15 protein-coding genes and 3 pseudogenes are annotated in these 17,508 nt (G+C 71.2%); 9 read left to right on the top strand and 9 right to left on the bottom strand.

Annotation, left to right across the window (positions count from 1 at the left end; all coding sequences use genetic code 11):
• Nucleotides 1-100: 100 nt before the first annotated feature.
• Complete coding sequence (locus LNW71_RS18640; protein WP_250969272.1) at nucleotides 101-883, top strand: class III extradiol ring-cleavage dioxygenase; 783 nt, start codon at nucleotides 101-103, stop codon at nucleotides 881-883.
• Nucleotides 884-952: 69 nt separating this feature from the next.
• Here the strand turns inward: LNW71_RS18640 and LNW71_RS18645 are convergent, their stop codons facing one another.
• Complete coding sequence (locus tag LNW71_RS18645; protein ID WP_250969273.1) at nucleotides 953-1,993, bottom strand: questin oxidase family protein; 1,041 nt, start codon at nucleotides 1,991-1,993, stop codon at nucleotides 953-955.
• Nucleotides 1,994-2,074: 81 nt separating this feature from the next.
• Entirely contained in the window at nucleotides 2,075-2,620 is a 546-nt protein-coding gene (locus LNW71_RS18650) for a GNAT family N-acetyltransferase (protein WP_250969274.1), read from the bottom strand.
• Nucleotides 2,621-2,767: 147 nt separating this feature from the next.
• On the opposite strand from LNW71_RS18650, the gene LNW71_RS18655 reads away from it, so the two are divergent.
• On the top strand, nucleotides 2,768-3,766 hold the full coding sequence (locus LNW71_RS18655) for a sigma-70 family RNA polymerase sigma factor (protein ID WP_250969275.1): 999 nt from the start codon (nucleotides 2,768-2,770) through the stop codon (nucleotides 3,764-3,766).
• 119 nt (nucleotides 3,767-3,885) lie between these two features.
• Here LNW71_RS18655 and LNW71_RS18660 read toward each other — a convergent pair whose 3' ends face one another.
• Nucleotides 3,886-4,857 (bottom strand): transcriptional regulator, encoded by a 972-nt coding sequence (locus LNW71_RS18660; RefSeq protein WP_250972058.1) that lies wholly within the window; start codon nucleotides 4,855-4,857, stop codon nucleotides 3,886-3,888.
• A 62-nt stretch (nucleotides 4,858-4,919) separates the two neighbouring features.
• Here LNW71_RS18660 and LNW71_RS18665 point away from each other — a divergent pair, with 62 nt between their 5' ends.
• Entirely contained in the window at nucleotides 4,920-6,461 is a 1,542-nt protein-coding gene (locus LNW71_RS18665) for an MFS transporter (protein ID WP_250969276.1), read from the top strand.
• 64 nt (nucleotides 6,462-6,525) lie between these two features.
• On the opposite strand, the gene LNW71_RS18670 is transcribed toward LNW71_RS18665, so the two are convergent.
• Both LNW71_RS18670 and LNW71_RS18675 read right to left on the bottom strand, forming a co-directional pair.
• On the bottom strand, nucleotides 6,526-7,296 hold the full coding sequence (locus LNW71_RS18670; RefSeq protein WP_250969277.1) for a DUF6227 family protein: 771 nt from the start codon (nucleotides 7,294-7,296) through the stop codon (nucleotides 6,526-6,528).
• A gap of 134 nt (nucleotides 7,297-7,430) precedes the next feature.
• The gene (locus tag LNW71_RS18675) at nucleotides 7,431-8,573 is read right to left on the bottom strand and encodes a P1 family peptidase (RefSeq protein WP_250969278.1); all 1,143 of its coding nucleotides are present in this window, start codon (nucleotides 8,571-8,573) and stop codon (nucleotides 7,431-7,433) included.
• Between the two features lie 244 nt (nucleotides 8,574-8,817).
• Between LNW71_RS18675 and LNW71_RS18680 the strand changes: the two are divergent.
• The 6 genes and pseudogenes from LNW71_RS18680 (at nucleotide 8,818) to LNW71_RS18705 (ending at nucleotide 14,392) form a co-directional block, all read left to right on the top strand.
• Nucleotides 8,818-9,956, top strand: a pseudogene (locus tag LNW71_RS18680) (MFS transporter).
• Nucleotides 9,953-12,277, top strand: a complete 2,325-nt coding sequence (locus LNW71_RS18685; RefSeq protein WP_250969279.1) for a molybdopterin oxidoreductase family protein — start codon at nucleotides 9,953-9,955, stop codon at nucleotides 12,275-12,277. The pseudogene LNW71_RS18680 and the gene LNW71_RS18685 overlap by 4 nt, the downstream one beginning before the upstream one ends.
• 7 nt (nucleotides 12,278-12,284) lie before the next feature.
• Nucleotides 12,285-12,887 (top strand): 4Fe-4S dicluster domain-containing protein, encoded by a 603-nt coding sequence (locus LNW71_RS18690; protein ID WP_024489583.1) that lies wholly within the window; start codon nucleotides 12,285-12,287, stop codon nucleotides 12,885-12,887.
• A pseudogene (locus LNW71_RS18695) lies at nucleotides 12,884-13,593 on the top strand (Rieske (2Fe-2S) protein). The gene LNW71_RS18690 and the pseudogene LNW71_RS18695 overlap by 4 nt, the downstream one beginning before the upstream one ends.
• Nucleotides 13,590-13,969: pseudogene (locus LNW71_RS18700) on the top strand (hypothetical protein). The pseudogenes LNW71_RS18695 and LNW71_RS18700 overlap by 4 nt, the downstream one beginning before the upstream one ends.
• A 213-nt stretch (nucleotides 13,970-14,182) precedes the next feature.
• Entirely contained in the window at nucleotides 14,183-14,392 is a 210-nt protein-coding gene (locus LNW71_RS18705) for a hypothetical protein (RefSeq protein WP_250969280.1), read from the top strand.
• A 43-nt stretch (nucleotides 14,393-14,435) separates the two neighbouring features.
• Here LNW71_RS18705 and LNW71_RS18710 read toward each other — a convergent pair whose 3' ends face one another.
• From LNW71_RS18710 to LNW71_RS18725, 4 genes are all read right to left on the bottom strand, one after another.
• Entirely contained in the window at nucleotides 14,436-14,948 is a 513-nt protein-coding gene (locus tag LNW71_RS18710) for an MscL family protein (RefSeq protein ID WP_250969281.1), read from the bottom strand.
• Nucleotides 14,949-15,071: 123 nt separating this feature from the next.
• Nucleotides 15,072-15,671 carry an RcpC/CpaB family pilus assembly protein gene (locus tag LNW71_RS18715; RefSeq protein ID WP_374119426.1) on the bottom strand — a complete coding sequence of 200 codons (600 nt, stop codon included), beginning with the start codon at nucleotides 15,669-15,671 and terminating at the stop codon, nucleotides 15,072-15,074.
• Nucleotides 15,672-16,151: 480 nt separating this feature from the next.
• The gene (locus LNW71_RS18720) at nucleotides 16,152-17,000 is read right to left on the bottom strand and encodes an S-methyl-5'-thioadenosine phosphorylase (RefSeq protein ID WP_250969282.1); all 849 of its coding nucleotides are present in this window, start codon (nucleotides 16,998-17,000) and stop codon (nucleotides 16,152-16,154) included.
• An 89-nt stretch (nucleotides 17,001-17,089) separates the two neighbouring features.
• A complete protein-coding gene (locus tag LNW71_RS18725) occupies nucleotides 17,090-17,449 on the bottom strand; it encodes an FmdB family zinc ribbon protein (RefSeq protein ID WP_250969283.1) in 360 nt (119 codons plus the stop codon).
• Between the last annotated feature and the right edge of the window lie 59 nt (nucleotides 17,450-17,508).

Consider the following 17,508-nt stretch of genomic DNA (forward strand, 5'->3'; position numbering starts at 1 on the left):
GCTAAGGTCTCCGAAGGTAGGAACTTGAAAGTTAAAGAACGGTTCCTGCCGAAAGTCCATGTAGAAGACTTACCTTGAGCAGCAGCGGATGGGGAGTGCCATGACTGTCACCGCGGAGCGCATGCCCGCCCTCTACCTCTCCCACGGCGCCCCGCCGCTGGCCGACGACCCGCTCTGGCCGGGCGAGCTGGCGGCCTGGTCGGCCGGGCTGCCCCGCCCCACCGCCGTCCTCATGGTGTCCGCCCACTGGGAAGAGGCCCCGCTCGCCCTCGGCGCGACCGAGACCATTCCGCTGGTCTACGACTTCTGGGGCTTCCCCGAGCACTACTACCGGGTGCGGTACGCCGCCCCGGGCGCCCCGCAGCTCGCCGAGAGCGTCCGCAAGCTGCTGCGCGGCGCCGGTACGCCTGTCCAGGACATCCCGGACCGCGGGCTCGACCACGGCGCGTACGTCCCGCTGGTGGAGATGTTCCCGGAGGCCGACATCCCGGTGCTGCAGATCTCCATGCCGACGCTGGACCCGCAGAAGCTGATGGACATCGGGCGCAAGCTCGCGCCCCTGCGCGACGAGGGCGTATTGATCGTCGGCAGCGGCTTCTTCACCCACAACCTGGCCGCCCTGCGGCATCCGGGCGGCGGCATCCCCGGCTGGTCGACGGAGTTCGACGACTGGGGAAGCCGCGCACTGCAGGCGCAGGACATCGACGCGCTGCTGGACTTCGAGCACAAGTCCCCGGCGGGCCGGCTGGCCCATCCGCGCACCGAGCACTTCGCCCCGCTCTTCGTCACCCTGGGCGCCGCCGAGCAGGAGCTGGACCAGGGGCGCAGCGTGATCGACGGGTTCTGGATGGGACTGGCCAAGCGCTCGGTGCAGTACGGCTGAGGCCGGGACCGGCCAGGCCGCCACCCGCCTGGGCCGGTCCGGCGGGTCAAGGCCGGACCGGCCCAGGACTCAGAGGGCCGGAGGGTTCAGCTCGACGGAACGGAGCGCGGCGGCCAGCGCGGTCGGGTCACCGATGTCCAATGCGGTGTCGGTGAACTTGATGGTGTGGTCGTCACCGTGCGCGGCCGCCCGGGCGAAGACCTCCTCGGGGGACAGACCGTCCGGCACGGCCGGGAACGCGGCGGGCTCCGCCGGGGAGTACGCGGCGGTGACCGCCGCGCTCGCCGCCCATGCGGCCTCCAGGCTCGGCCCCCACAGCTCCCGGGGGAGCGCCGGCAGCGCACGCAGCACGGCATTGGGCGCGGTGGCGGCGTGCACCAGCATGATCGGCGCGCCGTGCCCGTACGCCGCGTAGCGGTGCGTCGCGGCGCGCACCAGCTCCTCCAGCCGGGCGCGGGCCAGGTCGGCGTCCGGCACCGGCTGCCGCGGCCACAGCGGGAACGCGGTGAGCTGCCCCAGCCGGTTGCGGATGCCGCCGCTCTGGTCCGGCACCCGCGCCACCGCGTCCAGCGCGGCCGCGGCATCTGCTGCGGGGGCGAGCGAGGACAGCGGGGGCAGCGGCTGGTGGCGGGCCGCCCAGTAGCCGAGCCCGTGGGCGAGCTCCGCGACGCGGGGCGCGTTCTCCCCGGCGGCCAGCAGCGCCCGTACGGCGTGGCCGACCCGGATCACCGGGTGCGTGGCGCCGGCCGCGATGCCGGGGAGCAGCCGGGGCCACCACTCGGCGAGGACCTCGCGCCAGGGCCGGTCGGCGGTCTCCCGCCCGAAGTACGCCGTCCAGTCGGCGATGCGCCGCGGGTCACCCAGGGCCTCGCGCCAGTTCGCCGGGGTCACCTCGGCGAACCGGTCCGGCATGTCCTCCAGCTTCTCGCGATAGTGGTCCAGCCAACGGTGCACGCCCGGTGCCTGGCCGTGGTGCACCAGTGCCTCGACCGCCATCGGGGCGTGGTTGCTCAGCCAGCCGTCCCGCTCGGGTCCGAAGGAGTGAAGCCGCTCCAGCGCTTCGTCGAGCGTGCCGGAGGTGTCGGGTGCCTTGCGCGTGGTGTCGTCCATGCGAGATCACGCTAGGCATCCCGCCTGCTCTCGGTAACGGGCTGCGGACCTAGGGCCGGCCCGGGCGGGACCGGGCCGGGACTAGGTCCGTGGTCGCAGTTGTTTCTCGTACCAGGAGACGTCCCAGTACCGGTCGAACTTCCGGCCGACCTCCTCGTACGTACCGACGTGCCGGAAGCCGAAGCGTTCGTGCAGCCGGACCGAGGCCTCGTTGGGCTGTGCGATGCCCGCGTAGGCACGGTGCAGGTCCTCGTCGGCGAGGGCCTCGAAGAGCGCCGTGTAGAGCAGGGTCCCGATGCCGCGGCCGACCGTGCCGGGGGCGCAGTACACGCCGACCTCGACGGAGGTGGAGTACGCCCCCTTGGGGCGGAAGGCGCTGCTGGTGGCGTAACCCAGTATCCGGGGAGCTGTTCCGTCGGCATTACGGACATCCTGGGCAACCAGCAGCCGGTGCGGGCCGTCTTCAGGGTGGGAGCGCAACCAGGGCAGACGCTGACCGGGGGTGAAGGGAACCGTGTCGAATGTGAGGGCGGTCTCACGCACGTAGTGGTTGTAGATGTCCGTGAGGGCCGCCAGATCGCTCTCGACACCCGGCCTGACCTGGGTCTCCGTGCCGAACCTTGTCATGTGTCCTCCCCTGGTGGCGCGACAGGGTACTGCATGATCGCGAAAATGAATGCCACGCAGGGGAATTCTGTCCGGATTCCAGTCGTTGTTTCCTTCGGAAGCTGGGCACCCGAAAGGGTGTCGCGACCTACTCAGCAAGGAGCACGCATGGCAACCCGTGCCGTCGCCCGTCGTTCGTCCGCCACCGGCGGGACCAACCGGGCAAGCAGTGTTCGCGCCGTGGGCGGGGAGATCGCCGATCGCGACCTGGTCGGCATGTACCTGGACGAGATAGCGCGCACGCCGCTGCTCGACGCCGCCAAGGAGGTGGACCTGTCGCAGACCGTCGAAGCGGGCGTCTTCGCGCAGCGGATCCTCGACGGCGTGGTGGAGAGCGAAGCCGGCGGGGCCACGCGCGAGGAGCTGGAAGCGCTGGTCGCCGAGGGCGAGCGCGCCAAGGACGTATTCATCCGTTCCAACCTCCGGCTGGTCGTTGCCGTCGCCCGGCGCTATCCGCGGGCCGGGCTGCCGCTGCTCGACCTGATCCAAGAGGGCAACGCCGGTCTGGTGCGCGCGGTCGAGAAGTTCGACTACGCCAAGGGCTTCAAGTTCTCCACGTATGCGACGTGGTGGATCCGGCAGGCCATCACCCGTTCCATAGCCGACCAGTCGCGCACGATCCGGCTCCCTGTCCACCTGGTGGAGGAGCTCGGCCGGATCCGCCGTGTGCAGCGCGAGTTCAACCGCGAGCACGGGCGCGACCCGGAGCATGCGGAGATCGCCGCCGAGCTGGACTCCACCACGAGCCGTGTCGGCGACGTCCTGGACTGGGCCCGTGACCCGGTCAGCCTGAACATGTCGGTGGACGACGACGGCGACACGCAGTTCGGCGACCTCCTGGAGGACACCTCCGCGGTCTCGCCCGAGCAGTCGGTGATGACACTGCTGCGCAGCGAGGAGCTGGAGGAGCTGATCGGCAAGCTCGACAACCGGACCGCCTCGATCATCCGAATGAGGTACGGCATCGAGGACGGCCGGGAGCGGACCCTGACCGAGGTGGGCAAGCAGCACGGGCTCACCCGGGAGCGGATCCGCCAGATCGAGAAGCACGCACTGCTCGAACTGAAGCGAATGGCTCACGACACGGGCTTTGACGCTGCGGCGTGAGCCCGAGTCCAGTAACCTCCGAATTAGGCCGCTTCACATCGGCCCCCTGAGCTGAGTCCCGGCGCCCACCCCCCCCTGGCGCCGGGGCTCATTCCTTTTTCCGGCGTGGGCAGGCCGCCCTACGCCACCGAGGACGCCGAGGCGCGGGTGAGCCTGCTGCCCAGATCGTTCAGATACGCCACCAGCTGCGGCGGCTGGTGCGCGGTGAACTCGCAGTCCACCAGCGCCAGCCGCAGCGCCACCCACTCCAGCGAGCCCGGCAGCGCCGCACGCAGCCGGCAGCTGTGCTCGCCGGTCGGCTCCAGCGGGCCGAACGCGGCGGGCAGCCGCGAGGCGACGAAATCCGCCGGGGCCGCGAAGCTCACGTCGGCCGCCAGCTCCGGCCGGCTGCGCGCCATGGAGCTGCTGAGGAATTCCGCCGCGTCGCCGGTGGGCAGCTCACGGGGTGCGAAGCGGGCCCCCGTCGCGAACGGGTCACTCACCCGGTCGACCCGGAAGGTGCGCCAGGCCTCCCGGTCCAGGTCGTAGGCGACCAGATACCAGCGCCACCCGGTGCTGACCAGGCGATACGGCTCGACCTGCCGCCTGGACTCGGCGCCGTCCCCGGCGCGGTACGCGAACCGCAGCCGCTCCCGGCCGGTGACCGCCGACGCCATCACGGTCAGCGTCTGCGGGTCGATCGTCGCTCCGTCACCGCGGGTCAGCGGCACCGTCGCGTTCTGCAGGGTGGACACCCGGTGGCGCAGCCGGGAGGGCAGTACCTGCTCCAGCTTGGCCAGCGCCCGTACGGAGGCCTCGTCGACGCCCTCGATGGCATGCCCGGCCCCGGCCCGCAGACCCACCGCGATGGCCACCGCCTCCTCGTCGTCCAGCAGCAGCGGAGGCATCGCCGTACCGGCCACGAGCCGGTATCCGCCGACCGACCCGCGCGACGCCTCGACCGGGTAGCCGAGGTCGCGCAGGCGGTCGATGTCGCGGCGGATGGTGCGCGGGCTGACTTCGAGCCGGTCCGCCAGTTCACTGCCCGGCCACTCACGCGGCGTCTGGAGCAGTGACAGCAGATTCAGCAGTCGTGCCGGGGTGTCGGTCATGTCACCCAGGATGCCCGCCCATTGGGTCATGATCTGACCTAATGCACGTCTAACTTCTTCGTATGACTTCCTCCGCACCCCTGCCGTCCACGGCGGCCGCCCCCGCGGTGTCCCCGGACCCGTCGGACCGCCGCAGGTGGTTCGCGCTGGCCATCGTGATGACCGCGGCCTTCATGGACCTGGTCGACGTCACGATCGTCAACATCGCCATCCCGAGCATCAAGCGGGACACCGGTGCCTCGTTCAGCTCGATCCAGTGGATCACCGCCGGATACGCCCTGGCCTTCGCCGCGGGGCTGATCACCGGTGGCCGGCTCGGCGACATCTTCGGCCGCAAGCGGCTCTTCCTCATCGGGATCGGCGGCTTCACCGTGGCGTCCGCACTCTGCGGATTCGCCGCCAACCCGGAGATGCTGGTCGCCTCCCGCATCCTTCAGGGCGGCACCGCCGCGCTGATGGTCCCGCAGGTGCTGTCCATCGTGCACGCCACCTTCCCGGCGCACGAGCGCGGCAAGGTCTTCGGTCTCTTCGGCGCGATCGTCGGCCTCGGCGCCGTTTCCGGGCCGCTGCTGGGCGCGCTGCTCACCGAGTGGAACATCGCCGGTCTCGAATGGCGCCCGATCTTCCTGATCAACCTGCCGGTCGGCATCGCGGGCCTGGTCCTGGGCCGCAAGTTCATCACCGAGTCCAAGGCCCCGAAGGCGCTCCGCCTCGACCTGATCGGCGTGGCGCTGGTGACGCTGGCGATGCTGATGCTGATCTATCCGCTGACCCGTGGCGAGGAGCTGGGCTGGCCGCTCTGGGGCTACCTGTCGATGGCCGGCAGCCTCCTGGTCTTCCTCGTCCTCGTGCTGGTCGAGCGGGAGAAGGCGCGCCGGGACGGCTCGCCGCTGGTCGAGCTGTCGCTGTTCCGGGTCAAGAGCTTCGCCGCCGGCATCGCCGTGCAGCTGACCTTCGGAATCGGCCTCGGCATCTTCTTCCTGGTCTGGACGCTGTACATGCAGGAGGGGCTCGGCTGGAGCGCGCTGCGGGCCGGCACGACCGGTATCCCGTTCTCGATCGCGGTCTCCTTCGCCGCCGGGATCTCCGTACAGAAGCTGGTGCCGCGCTTCGGCCGCAAGGTGCTCCAGGCGGGGGCGCTCCTGATGGCCGCCGGGCTGCTGCTCTACATCTGGGAGTCCGACCGGTACGGCATGGGGATCACGTCCTGGCAGATGGCGCTGCCGCTGGTGGTCATGGGCGTCGGCATGGGGCTGATCGTGGCCCCGCTGGCCGACGTGGTGCTGTCCGAGGTGCCCAAGGAGCACTCCGGTTCCGCCTCCGGGCTGTTCAACACCGTGCAGCAGATGGGCAACGCCTTCGGGCTCGCCCTCGTCTCGGTCGTCTTCTTCGGGGCGATCGGCGACGATCTCACGCCCCGGCAGGTCGGCCCGGCGTTCGCCGACGCCTTCGAGCAGTCGCTGTGGTGGGTGGCCGGCGTGCTCGTGGTGATCTTCGTGGTGATGTTCGCGCTGCCGGCCCGGGCGAAGCAGCACGTGGAGGGTGGCGACGACGCGGCCGATCCGGCCGTGGAAGCCGCTGACGAGCCGGTGCTGACGCACTGAGCAGGCGGTGAGGACGACGGTGCCCGTGCCCCTCGGGGTGCGGGCACCGTCATGTCCGCCTCGGTCAGCAGATGCGCGTCCGGCTCTCCATCGCGCGGCGCGCGGTGTCCTCGTCGCCGTACACCTCGCACATGTGGCGGCCGTCCGGCGTCGCCGTGTGCTCGACCTCCCACAGGCTCGTCTCGCTGCCGTCCAGGAGCAGGAACGCGTGCTCGTACAGCGTGAAGCCCGCGTCCCGCCCGTCCACCTGGCACTGCCGGCCGAAGATCTGCGTGATGTGGTGGGCGAAGGCGGCCCGCAGCCGGCGGGCGGTCCCCTCGCCGGGTGCGTCCCCGTTCTCCGCGCGGCGCAGCACCCGGCGTGCGTGGTCCGCGGAATTGTCCGGGGCGTACGTCCGGGGGAGCGGGGCCGGGGGTGCGGCCATCAGGGCGGTGAGGATCTCCAGGTCGGCCTGGGGGCCCTCGTCCCCGAAGAGAAGGGTGTCCTGGAAGCCGCCGGTCAGGCGGGCCGCGGCGATGTGCACGTCGGCCTCGTCGTCGTAGAGCTCGTGTTGCCGCAGGCCGGGCTGCGAGCCGTACCGGGGATCCGCGGCGTCCCGCTGACCGCCGTGGATCAGCTCCCACAGGGCGAACGGGGTGCCGTCGGCCAGCAGATACGTGTGCCGGTAGGTCTCGCGGTGCAGGGTGGAGCTGTGGTGCGAGGAGTGCAGGGAGCTGCTGTGGGCGAGCGCGGTGCCGAGCCGCTCCACCGAACTGTCGGGCAGGTCGAACGAGTTGAGAGCCCGTCGCAGGAGTCGCTCGAGGTGCTGCTCGGTTGTCTCGTACGGATCGCTCAAGGTGCTGTCTCCAGGCCGTCGCCGCGTGTTACTCGATGCGTGCATAACGTAGTCCCTGGGTCTGACATCGTGACCGGGGTTCACAAAAACGTACGGTGCACGCAGAAGGTTCCCGGCGATTTTCCCGAACTTCCTTACGCGGGAGGTGAGTCGGTTCCCGGTCCGGTGCCGTCCGCCGGCTGCCCGGGACGGCCCTGCGTGCCGTAGAGATCGCCGTACGAGGGGTAGGTGCCGCCTCCCGCGCAGCCGTTCACGCCCGAGGCCGCCCGCACGGCCTTCACGATGGCGCGGGTCACGGCCTGCGCACCCGCCGCCAGCAGGTCGTTGAGCGCGATCGGGTTCGCCGGGTCCAGCGCGTGGGTGCCGGTGGCCAGGGCGAAAACGGTGTCCCCGTCGGTCAGCAGATGCACGGGATGGATGGCCCGCGCCAGTCCGTCGTGCGCCGTGCCCGCGAGCTTCTGCGCCTGCGCGCGGCTGAGATCGGCGTCCGTGGCGACGACGGCGAGCGTGGTGTTGAGCGGGGGGCGCGTGTTCCCGTCGTGCGCCTGCGCCAGGCGCTGTTGCGCCGCCCGGTGGATCTCCGGCGCGGGGGCGACGGCCGGCTCGGCGGCTCCGTATTCGCCGTACAGCACCCCGGTACGGGGATCGAGCACCGAGCCGGCGGCGTTCACCACGACCAGCGCGCCCACGGTGAGCCCGGAGGGCAGCCGCACGCTCGCCGTCCCCACCCCGCCCTTGAGCTGTCCGGCGACCGCCCCCGTGCCCGCGCCGACACACCCCTCGGCGACCGCCGCCCCGGGCGCCGTGCGCGCGGCGTCCTCCACGGCGGCCCGGCCGGTGGCCGCGTCCGGGCGGGCCCGCCAGTCACCGCCCCGCCCGAGGTCGAAGAGGCACGCCGCCGGGACCACCGGGACGACCTGTGCCGGATCGGCGCCGACCCGCACCCCGCGCCCCTGCTCCTCCAGCCAGGCCATCACCCCCGACGCCGCGTCCAGGCCGTACGCGCTGCCGCCGGTGAGGACCACGGCGTCGATGCGCTGCACCAGATTGCGCGGGTCGAGCGCGTCCGTCTCCCGGGTGCCTGGGCCGCCGCCGCGTACGTCGACCGCCGCGACCGCACCGCCCTGAGGGGCGAGGACCACGGTGGTGCCGCTGAGCGCCCCCTCGCCCGTGAGCCGCGCATGCCCCACGCGCACCCCGGCGACATCGGTCAGTGCGTCCTGCGGGTCCGGCAGCCGCGAAGGAGTCGGCGGGCGGGTGCTGTCCTGGCCGGTCATCCGGTGCTCCTCGTGGTGCGCGCGGCTGGTTGCGGGGCTGCACGGCGAACGTACCGGCAGGGGTGGGGGAAGGTGACCTCTCCACCGCATCGGGCACGAACCCGGACCGCGCACCGCAACCGGCCGCATGCCGGGTGAGCGGTGCGCCCACCCGGCCGTACCCCCGGGAGTCGCAGGGCGACGCGCTCACCCCGTAGCTCCACAAAACAGGACCAAAATCCCCATACGGCCCTACGGTGACGGGGTGACCGAGCCACCAGAAGCCTCCGCTGCCGCCGCGCAGCCCGCCCCCGGTGTCAGCGCCGGCTCCTCCGGCGCGGCCGAAGACCCGCCGCCCGCCGGCTCCGGGGCCGCGGGTCCCCGGTCCGCCACCGCGCGCGCGACCGCGGCCGGTGCCATCGTCTCCCTCCTGCTCATCATCGCGATCGTGCTCGGCAGCAGGCTTCTGGAGAACTTCGACTCGGCCCTCCTGCCGTACGCCGTGGCCACGGTCTTCCTCGCCTTCGGAGTGGCCTACCGCTACACGGTCTGGATCTCCGCACCGGGAGCCAGGCGGCTCTTCAGGAAGGGCTGGGGGAGCCTCTTCTCTGCCGCCAACTTCCGCCAGGCCCCGACCGCCCTGCCGAAGATGATCGCCACCTACCTCGGCTTCCAGAAGTTCCTCGGCGCCCGCTCCCACGCCCGCTGGGCCGCCCACCAGCTGATCTTCTGGGGCTGCATCCTCGCCTCCCTGATCACCTTCCCGCTGACCTGGGGCTGGTTCACCTTCACCTCCGGCAGCGGGTCCGGGCCCGGCTACGAGATGCGTATCTGGGGCTTCAAGATCATCGGCTTCGACTCCCTCAACATCCTCGGCTGGCTGATGTTTCACGGCCTGGACATCGCGGCGGTGCTCGTCATCCCGGGCGCCTGCTACTTCCTGTGGCGCCGGATGAAGGACCGCGGTGCCATCACGGGCCAGCGGTTCGGCTACGACCTGGTGCCGCTCATCGCGCTCGTCGTCATCTCCGTGACCGGCCTGCTGCTCACCTTCTCCTCGATCTTCCTGCACGGCGGCGGATACGAGTTCCTGGCGATCCTCCACATGGTCGCGGTGGTCTTCACCCTCATCTACATCCCGTTCGGGAAGTTCTTCCACATCGTCCAGCGCCCTGCCGCGGTCGGGATGCAGCTGTTCAAGTACACCGGCCGGCAGGACGAGAAGGTCTTCAACTGCCGCCGCTGCGAGGAGCCCATCGACACCGCCCGTACGTCGAGAACCTCCGGGGCACCATGCGCGACCTCAGCCTCGACTTCGACGCGTGGACCGAGTACTGCCCGCGCTGCAAGCGGGTGCTGCGCGGCAGTGCCTATCTCTCCCAGGTGAAGAAGGGCTTCAATTGACCGCGGATCCGCGAGCGGCCGACACACGTGCGGTCATTCCTCTCGACCCCTCCCTCGCGCCGCCGGGCACCCGCGCCTTCCGGGACGCGGGCGGCATCCCCGCCGACCAGTGGCACGCCGACCAGAACGGCGAGACTCTCGTCCCCACCCACTGCTGCTTCTGCGGCGTCCAGTGCGGGATGTATCTGCGCGTCGACCGGGCCGGCAAGGTCTTCGGTGTCGAACCCCGCAACCACGACATCAACCGGATGCGCCTGTGCCCCAAGGGCATCAACGCATATCAGCAGGTCAACCACCCCGACCGGCTCACCGCCCCGCTCATGCGCCGCTCCCGTGACGAGGACTTCCGTGAGGTCTCCTGGGACGAGGCGCTCGACTTCACCGTCGCCGAGATCAAGCGCATCCAGCAGACCCACGGGAACGACGCCTTCGGGCTGCTCGGCGGCGCCAGCCTGTTCTCCGAGAAGACCTACCTGGTCGGAAAGTTCGCCCGGGTCGCCCTCAAGTCCCGGCACGTCGACTACAACGGCCGGCTCTGCATGGTCAGCGCGGCGGGCGCCAACAAGCTCGCCTTCGGCATCGACCGGGCCGGGAACCCCTTCTCCGACATCCTGCTCACCGACTGCCTGCTGATCGCGGGCTCCAACGTCGGCGAGTGCTTCCCCGTACTGACCCAGTACGTCTGGGGTGCCCGGGACCGCGGAGCCAGCCTGATCGTCATCGACCCGCGCGAGACGGCCATCGCCCGCACCGCCGACATCCACGTCGCCCTGAAACCCGGCACGGACTCGGTGTTCTTCAACGCCGTCCTGAACGTGGTCATCGAGGAAGGGCTCACCGACGAGAACTACCTCGCCGCCCATGCCACCGGCTGGGCGGAGGTGAAGGCCAAGGCCGCCGAGTACCCGCCGTCCAGGGCCGCGGAGGTCTGCGGCATCCCGGCCGAACAGGTCGTCCAGGTCGCCCGCACCTTCGCCCGCGCACCCCGGGCCATGGCCTGGCACGCCCGCGGCATCGAGCACCACTCGCAGGGCGTCGAGAACTGCCTCACCGTGATCAACCTCTGCACCGCCACCGGACACATCGGCAAACCCGGCGCCGGATACGGAACCCTCACCGGCCAGGGCAACGGTCAGGGCGGCCGTGAACACGGCCAGAAGTCCGACCTCCTGCCGGGCGGGCGCTCGATCATGAACGAGGAGCACCGACGGCAGATCTGCGAGATCTGGGGGATCGAGGAGTCCGAACTCCCGCCCGCCGGTACGTCGATGATGGAAATGGTCTGGCAGATGCAGCGCCGTGAGATCCGCGGACTGATCGGCATCTGCAACAACCCCTTCGTCTCCCTGCCCAACTACAAGGTGGTCAAGGAGGGGTACGACGCGACGGAGTTCCACGCGCAGTTCGACTTCTTCCTTTCCGAGACCGCCGCCAACGCCCATGTCGTCTTCCCCGTCACCAGCTGGGCCGAGGACGACGGGGTGATGGCCAACGCCGAAGCCCGAGTGGTCAAGCACAACAAGGCCCAGGAGCCGCCCCCCGGCGTACGGACCGACACCTGGGTGATGTGCGAACTCGCCAAGCGCCTAGGCGTGGGCGACAAATTCGCCTTCGCCGACTCCCGCGAGGTCTTCGACGAACTGCGGGTCGCCTCCGCCGGCACCGTCAACGACTACTACGGCATCACCTACGAGCGGCTGGAGGAGACGGGCGGAATCGCCTGGCCCTGCCCCTCCACCGATCACCCCGGCACCCCCCGTCTCTTCGAGGACGGCAGGACCTACCACCCCGACGGCAAGATCCATATGCAGGTCGTCGACTGGCACCCGCCGATGGACCCGTACGACGACGAACACCCCATGTCCCTCACCACCGGACGCACCGTCGCGCACTTCCTCTCCGGCAACCAGACCCGCCGCCTGGGCGCCCTCGTCGAACAGACCCCGCGCCCGTGGGCCGAGATCCACCCCTCCCACGGCTTCCGCAACGGCGAACCGGTCCGCGTCGTCACCCGGCGCGGCAGCGAGGTCTTCCCCGCCCTGGTCACCGAGGCGATCCGCCCCGACACCGTCTTCATCCCGTACCACTGGCCCGTGCCCGCCGCCGCCAACGCGCTGACCATCGATGCCCTGGACCCCCGCTCCAAGATCCCGGAGTACAAGGTGTGCGCCTGCCGCATCGAGCACGCCGAGAAGATCGACGAGGTCCCCGCACCTCCTGTCGCGCCCGGACACGTCGCCTACCCGGAGACCCAGGTCTCCCGTACCGACCCGTTGCCGCCCACGTCCCCGCAGGGCCGTGGCACCTCGGAGAGGAGCTGATGCCCGCATGATGGGCAGAACGATCTTTATCGACCCGGGGCGCTGCATCGGCTGCCAGGCCTGTGTCTCCGCCTGCCGCGAATGCGACTCGCACCGCGGCAAGTCGATGATCCACCTCGACTACACCGACGAGGGCCAGTCCGTCGCCTCCCTCCCCACGGTCTGCATGCACTGCGAGGACCCCGTCGCCCCGTGCGCCGAGGTCTGCCCCGCCGACGCGATCCTGGTGACCGCGGACGGGGTGGTGCAGCAGGCCGACACCACCCGCTGCATCGGCTGTGCCAACTGCGTCAACGCCTGCCCCTTCGGCGTCCCGAAGATCGACCTCCAGGCCAAGCTGCAGATGAAGTGCAACCTCTGCTACGACCGCACCGCCTACGGTCTCGCCCCCATGTGCGCCACGGTCTGCCCGACGGGCGCCCTCTTCTACGGCACCGTCGAGGAGCTCCAGGCGGAGCGCCCCGGCGTCCAGGTCGCCGACACCTTCGTCTTCGGCGAGAGCGAGGTCCGCACCGGCGTCGCCATGGTCGTCCCCGCCGACCGGGTCCAGTGGCCGGTGCCCGGCGGCCTGCCCGTCGTGGAGATCAACGGGAAGGACGTCCGCCGATGAGCGTCACCGGACAGCAGCCCTCCGGGGACCCGCGGGGCGCCCTGCACGACCGGATCGCCGCGGACTCCCTCACCACCCGGCGCGACTACCTCCGGATCGTCGCCACCGTCTCCGGTGGCCTCGCCGTCGGCGGCCTCGGCGTCGCCGGTGGCATCCTCCCGCGCCACGGCGACCCCGACGACGACAAGGCACTGGAGCCGAAAAGGGTCAGCGGCCAGCTGCTGCCCGGGGAGTCCGTCTCCTTCCACTACCCGGACGAGGAGGACGTCGCTGTCGCCGTACGGCTCAACGACGGCACTCTCGTCGGCTACTCGGCGATCTGCACCCACCTCGCCTGCGCCGTGCTGTGGCGCAAGGACCGGGGCTCCGAGGGGAGCTGTACTGCCCCTGCCACGAGGGTGTCTTCGACGCCCGTACCGGCGAGGTCACCGCGGGACCGCCGCCCCGGGGACTGCCCAAGGTGGTCCTCACCGAGCAGCCGGACGGCAGCATCTGGGCGGTGGGCACCACCCGCTCCGGCGAGAGCATCGAACACGGCCTGTGCCGCCAGCTCGGCGACGACCGCTCGGACCTCGCCTCCCGGATCGGCTGTCCCGGGGCCAAGAGGGGCGCCGAGGCCCCCGCAGCCGCGGGAGTCTCCCGTACCGCCCCGACCGGGGCGGCCGAGGCCGGGACCGGCCCCGAGACCACCGGCAGGCGGACATGACCGATGCCCAGCAGCCCGAGCCGGGCCCGCACTACCCGGAGTACCACCCCGGCAGCGCCCGGCCCGAGCTCAACCGGCCCGTCCGTGAGCGCTACCCGCAGATCCGGCCCACCAGCGGCTACGGCGACCCCCGCGTCCGCCACACCGGGCCGGGGCCGGGGGCCGGCAGCGACCAGGAGCCGGAGCGCTCGTCGAAGCTGACGGCGCGGCTGACCCTGGCCATGACCGTGGTCATCGGACAGCTCTGGGGCCTGACCGTCATCGTCGACGAATGGATGGAGGGCAACTCCGGCACCGCCTGGTGGGGGCCGGTTTCCTCTGCCTGTCGTTCCTCGTCGTGCTCGGCCTCTGGGCAGTCGACCCGAAGGACCGCTGACCACCGCCGTCTCTCGGGGGCGGATGCCCGCTCTGAGGGCGGCCGCACCCGGAGAGCCCGGGTGGCCCGGAGTGGCCCGGAAGGGCGAGGTGTGCGGGAGGGCCCGGGGTGGTCCGGAGGGACGGGTGTGCCGGAGGGCGGCCGCACCCCGCCGGGGGCCGGGGTGCCCCTGAGAGCGGCGGTGTCCCGAAGGGCGGCCGTACCCTGGGGGGTATGAGTACCGCCCCCACCCCCGGACCGCGTGATTCGAAGCCGGAACCGCCGGACCGGCCGAAGCCCAAGCCGGCGTTGATCTTCGACGATCCGCTGGACCAGCAGTCCGCGGACGACACGGACCGGGGCTGGGGAGAGCGGGCCCCGTCCGGCGGCAGCGCCGCCGACCTGGCCCGATTCCTCGACGAGAAGCCCCCGCACCACGGCTGAACCGGCGCTCCGGGCCCGGCCGGGGTGCTTGCGGCCGCGCGAGCTATCCCTCGCGGTCCGGTCCCGGACCGGCGTCGCGGTTCTCCCCGGCCGGGCCGCCACGCTGCGCGACGAGCGCGTCGCGGATCTCCTTCAGCACCTCCAGCTCGCTGATCTCCAGCGTCTCCTGGACGCCTTCCTTCGCCGCCAGCATGGCCGCGCGCCGGGCGAGGTACTTCGCCATCGGCAGGACCATCAGGAAGTAGACGACGGCGGCGGTGATCAGGAAGCTGAGGGTGGCGCTGAGCACCGAGCCCCACAGGATCCGGATTCCGTCGGTCGTCTCGCCCGTCTTCGGATCCGTCAGGCAGGGGCCCTTGAGACAGGAGCTGTAGCTCTCCAGGTTTTTCGTGCCCACCGCACCGACGAGCGGGTTGATGACGCCCCTGACGATCGCGTTCACGATGTTGGTGAACGCTGCGCCGATGACCACGGCGACCGCCAGATCGATCACGTTGCCACGCAGCAGGAAGGCCTTGAAGCCCTCCAGCAGACCGAACTTCTTCTTCTCGCTCAAGGGTGAGCCGTCCTTCGTACGTGCCGTGGGGGGAGCAAACTCCCGGGCAACCTACGGCAGTACGAGATGAATCGACCCAATCCAGCGCTGTTGTCAGGTGACATGGTGGTTCATCAGTACGAATCAGCACAGGATCACCGCGAGTCCGGCCGAGACTCCCGCACCTGCCAGGGTTGCGGCCGTGGTCCGGGGCACGGACAGCACGATGAGAGCGCCGCGCTCCAGCGAGCCTTCGGCGGACGCCTGCGGCACCTGGGTCACCCGCGCGTTCTTCGCCAGCACCCGGGCCTCGGTGTCGGGCCCCTCGGACGCGATCACGTCGACGTGATCTCCCGGCCGCAACAGCCGCACGGTCGCCGCATCCGCGATCCGGACAGGCGCCGACACCAGCCGGGCCGGCGGCGACGCCTGCTCCGGAGCCGTCCCGGCCGAGCCCGCGGACGCGCCGGATGCCCCGTGTGCCGCCTCGCCGCCCCCGCCCCCGCTCCCGCCGAGCCCCGAGGCGGCCAGCGCGGCAGCCGTCAGCGCCAGCCCCGCGGCCATCGCCCGCCGCTGGCGCCACACCGCCCGCCGCAGCCGGTGCCCGCTGCCTCCGCGCACCCGCAGGGGCGGGAACGCGGGCACCCCGCAGGGCGCAGGCGGGGGCGCGCACACCGGCGGAGAGCCGGAATCGGAAGGAGCAACGGGCCGGGGAGAAGGTACGGGGAAACCGGAAGGGCGCATGCCAAACACCGCCTGCAGTAAGGAAACTCAGGGAATCGAGGGAGTCGGAGAATCGAAGAGTGCGACCGGAAGACCGACCGGACCAACGAGCCGGAAGACCGACCCGGACCACTGGCCCGGACCACCGGCCCGGACGCCCGGACCCAGCAGCTCCGGACGAACAACCCTCACGATCCACCCTCCGGGCGATTCCCGCCGAGCCCTGTGGACGGCCCACCCGATGTGGATAACTCCCTCACCCACCCGATGTGGATAACTCCCTCACCCACCCGAGGTCGTCACCCGCCCCACCTCACGCCGACTCGTTCCCCGCCCTGCCTCCCGGCAGCTCGCACCGACGCTCGCCCCGCACGAGGCCGACGCCCGCCCAGCCTCCCGTGCAGTCCGCGCCGACACCCGCCCCGCCTCCCGGCAGTCCGCGCCGACGCCCGCCCCGCGCCCGAGGACAGCCCCGCGCCCGAGGACAGCGCCCGCCCCGCCCTACGGCAGCTCGATCCCCGTGTCGATCCCGTCCAGCGCGTGTCCGCACGGGCAGGCGCGGTCCGCCTCTGCGGGCAGTGCGGTCACCGCGTCGAAGAGGACCGTGCGCAACCGGTCGACATTGGCCGCGAACACCTTCAGGACTTCGGCGTGGGAGACGCCCTCGCCGGCTTCCGCGCCCGCGTCCAGGTCGGTCACCAGCGTCATCGTCGTGTAGCAGAGGCCCAGTTCGCGGGCGAGCACGGCCTCGGGGTGGCCGGTCATGCCGACCACCGACCAGCCCATCGCCGCGTGCCAGCGCGACTCCGCCCGGGTCGAGAAGCGCGGCCCCTCGACGACGACCAGGGTCCCGCCGTCCACCGGCTCCCAGTTCCGGCCCCGGGCCGCCGCCATCGCGACCTTGCGCCCCTCGGGGCAGTAGGGGTCGGCGAAGCCGAGGTGCACCACGTTCGGTGCCACCCCGTCCGCCCTGGTCTCGCCGTCGTAGAACGTCTGGACGCGGGTCTTCGTGCGGTCCACGAGCTGGTCCGGCACGAGCAGCGTCCCCGGCCCGTACTCCGGGCGGAGCCCGCCCACCGCGCACGGGCCGAGCACCTGGCGCACGCCGACCGAGCGCAGCGCCCACAGGTTGGCCCGGTAGTTGATGCGGTGCGGCGGCATGTGGTGGCCGCGTCCGTGCCGGGGGAGGAAGGCGACCCGGCGGCCGCCGATCTCGCCGAGGAAGACGGAGTCGCTGGGCGCTCCGTAAGGGGTCTCCACGCGCACCTCGGTGACGTCCTCCAGGAAGGAGTACAGCCCCGAACCGCCGATGACACCGATCTCTGCCGTACCGCTCTCTGCGCTCACCATGCGGTCACAGTATCGGGGGCGGGAAACGCCGAGGACCCCGCCGAGTGGATCAGCGGGGTCCCAGGTGGAGCGGGTGGGCCGACGGCGGTTCAGGCGGCCGACGTACCGCTCGACGAAGACGATGAGGACGACGAGGAACTCGAAGAGGAGGACGCCGAGGACGAGGACGTCGACGAAGAGGCCGAGGACTTGCTGTCCGACCCCGTCGAGGACGACGATCCGGAACCGGACGTCTTCGCGGCTGCCGGGGCGGGCGTGCTGCTCGACGAGGAACCGCGGCTGTCGTTCCGGTAGAAACCGGATCCCTTGAAGACAATGCCGACCGCCGAGAACACCTTCTTCAGGCGTCCTTCGCAGTTCGGGCACACCGTCAGGGCGTCATCGGTGAACTTCTGCACCGCTTCGAGGCCCTCGCCACACTCGGTGCACTGGTACTGATAGGTCGGCACTTGTTCCTCCTGGCACTCTGACTCGATGAGTGCTAACGACGCTCCATAGTGACGTATTC

The organism is Streptomyces sp. RKAG290 (genome assembly GCF_023701695.1).
GTDB lineage: Bacteria > Actinomycetota > Actinomycetes > Streptomycetales > Streptomycetaceae > Streptomyces.

Coding starts and splice junctions, on each gene's coding strand:
- LNW71_RS18690 (WP_024489583.1), top strand. CDS start 12,285: ATGATGGGCAGAACGATCTTTATCGACCCGGGGCGCTGCATCGGCTGC.
- LNW71_RS18650 (WP_250969274.1), bottom strand. CDS start 2,620: ATGACAAGGTTCGGCACGGAGACCCAGGTCAGGCCGGGTGTCGAGAGC.
- LNW71_RS18640 (WP_250969272.1), top strand. CDS start 101: ATGACTGTCACCGCGGAGCGCATGCCCGCCCTCTACCTCTCCCACGGC.
- LNW71_RS18655 (WP_250969275.1), top strand. CDS start 2,768: ATGGCAACCCGTGCCGTCGCCCGTCGTTCGTCCGCCACCGGCGGGACC.
- LNW71_RS18660 (WP_250972058.1), bottom strand. CDS start 4,857: ATGACCGACACCCCGGCACGACTGCTGAATCTGCTGTCACTGCTCCAG.
- LNW71_RS18645 (WP_250969273.1), bottom strand. CDS start 1,993: ATGGACGACACCACGCGCAAGGCACCCGACACCTCCGGCACGCTCGAC.
- LNW71_RS18675 (WP_250969278.1), bottom strand. CDS start 8,573: ATGACCGGCCAGGACAGCACCCGCCCGCCGACTCCTTCGCGGCTGCCG.
- LNW71_RS18720 (WP_250969282.1), bottom strand. CDS start 17,000: ATGGTGAGCGCAGAGAGCGGTACGGCAGAGATCGGTGTCATCGGCGGT.
- LNW71_RS18715 (WP_374119426.1), bottom strand. CDS start 15,671: ATGCGCCCTTCCGGTTTCCCCGTACCTTCTCCCCGGCCCGTTGCTCCT.
- LNW71_RS18705 (WP_250969280.1), top strand. CDS start 14,183: ATGAGTACCGCCCCCACCCCCGGACCGCGTGATTCGAAGCCGGAACCG.
- LNW71_RS18665 (WP_250969276.1), top strand. CDS start 4,920: ATGACTTCCTCCGCACCCCTGCCGTCCACGGCGGCCGCCCCCGCGGTG.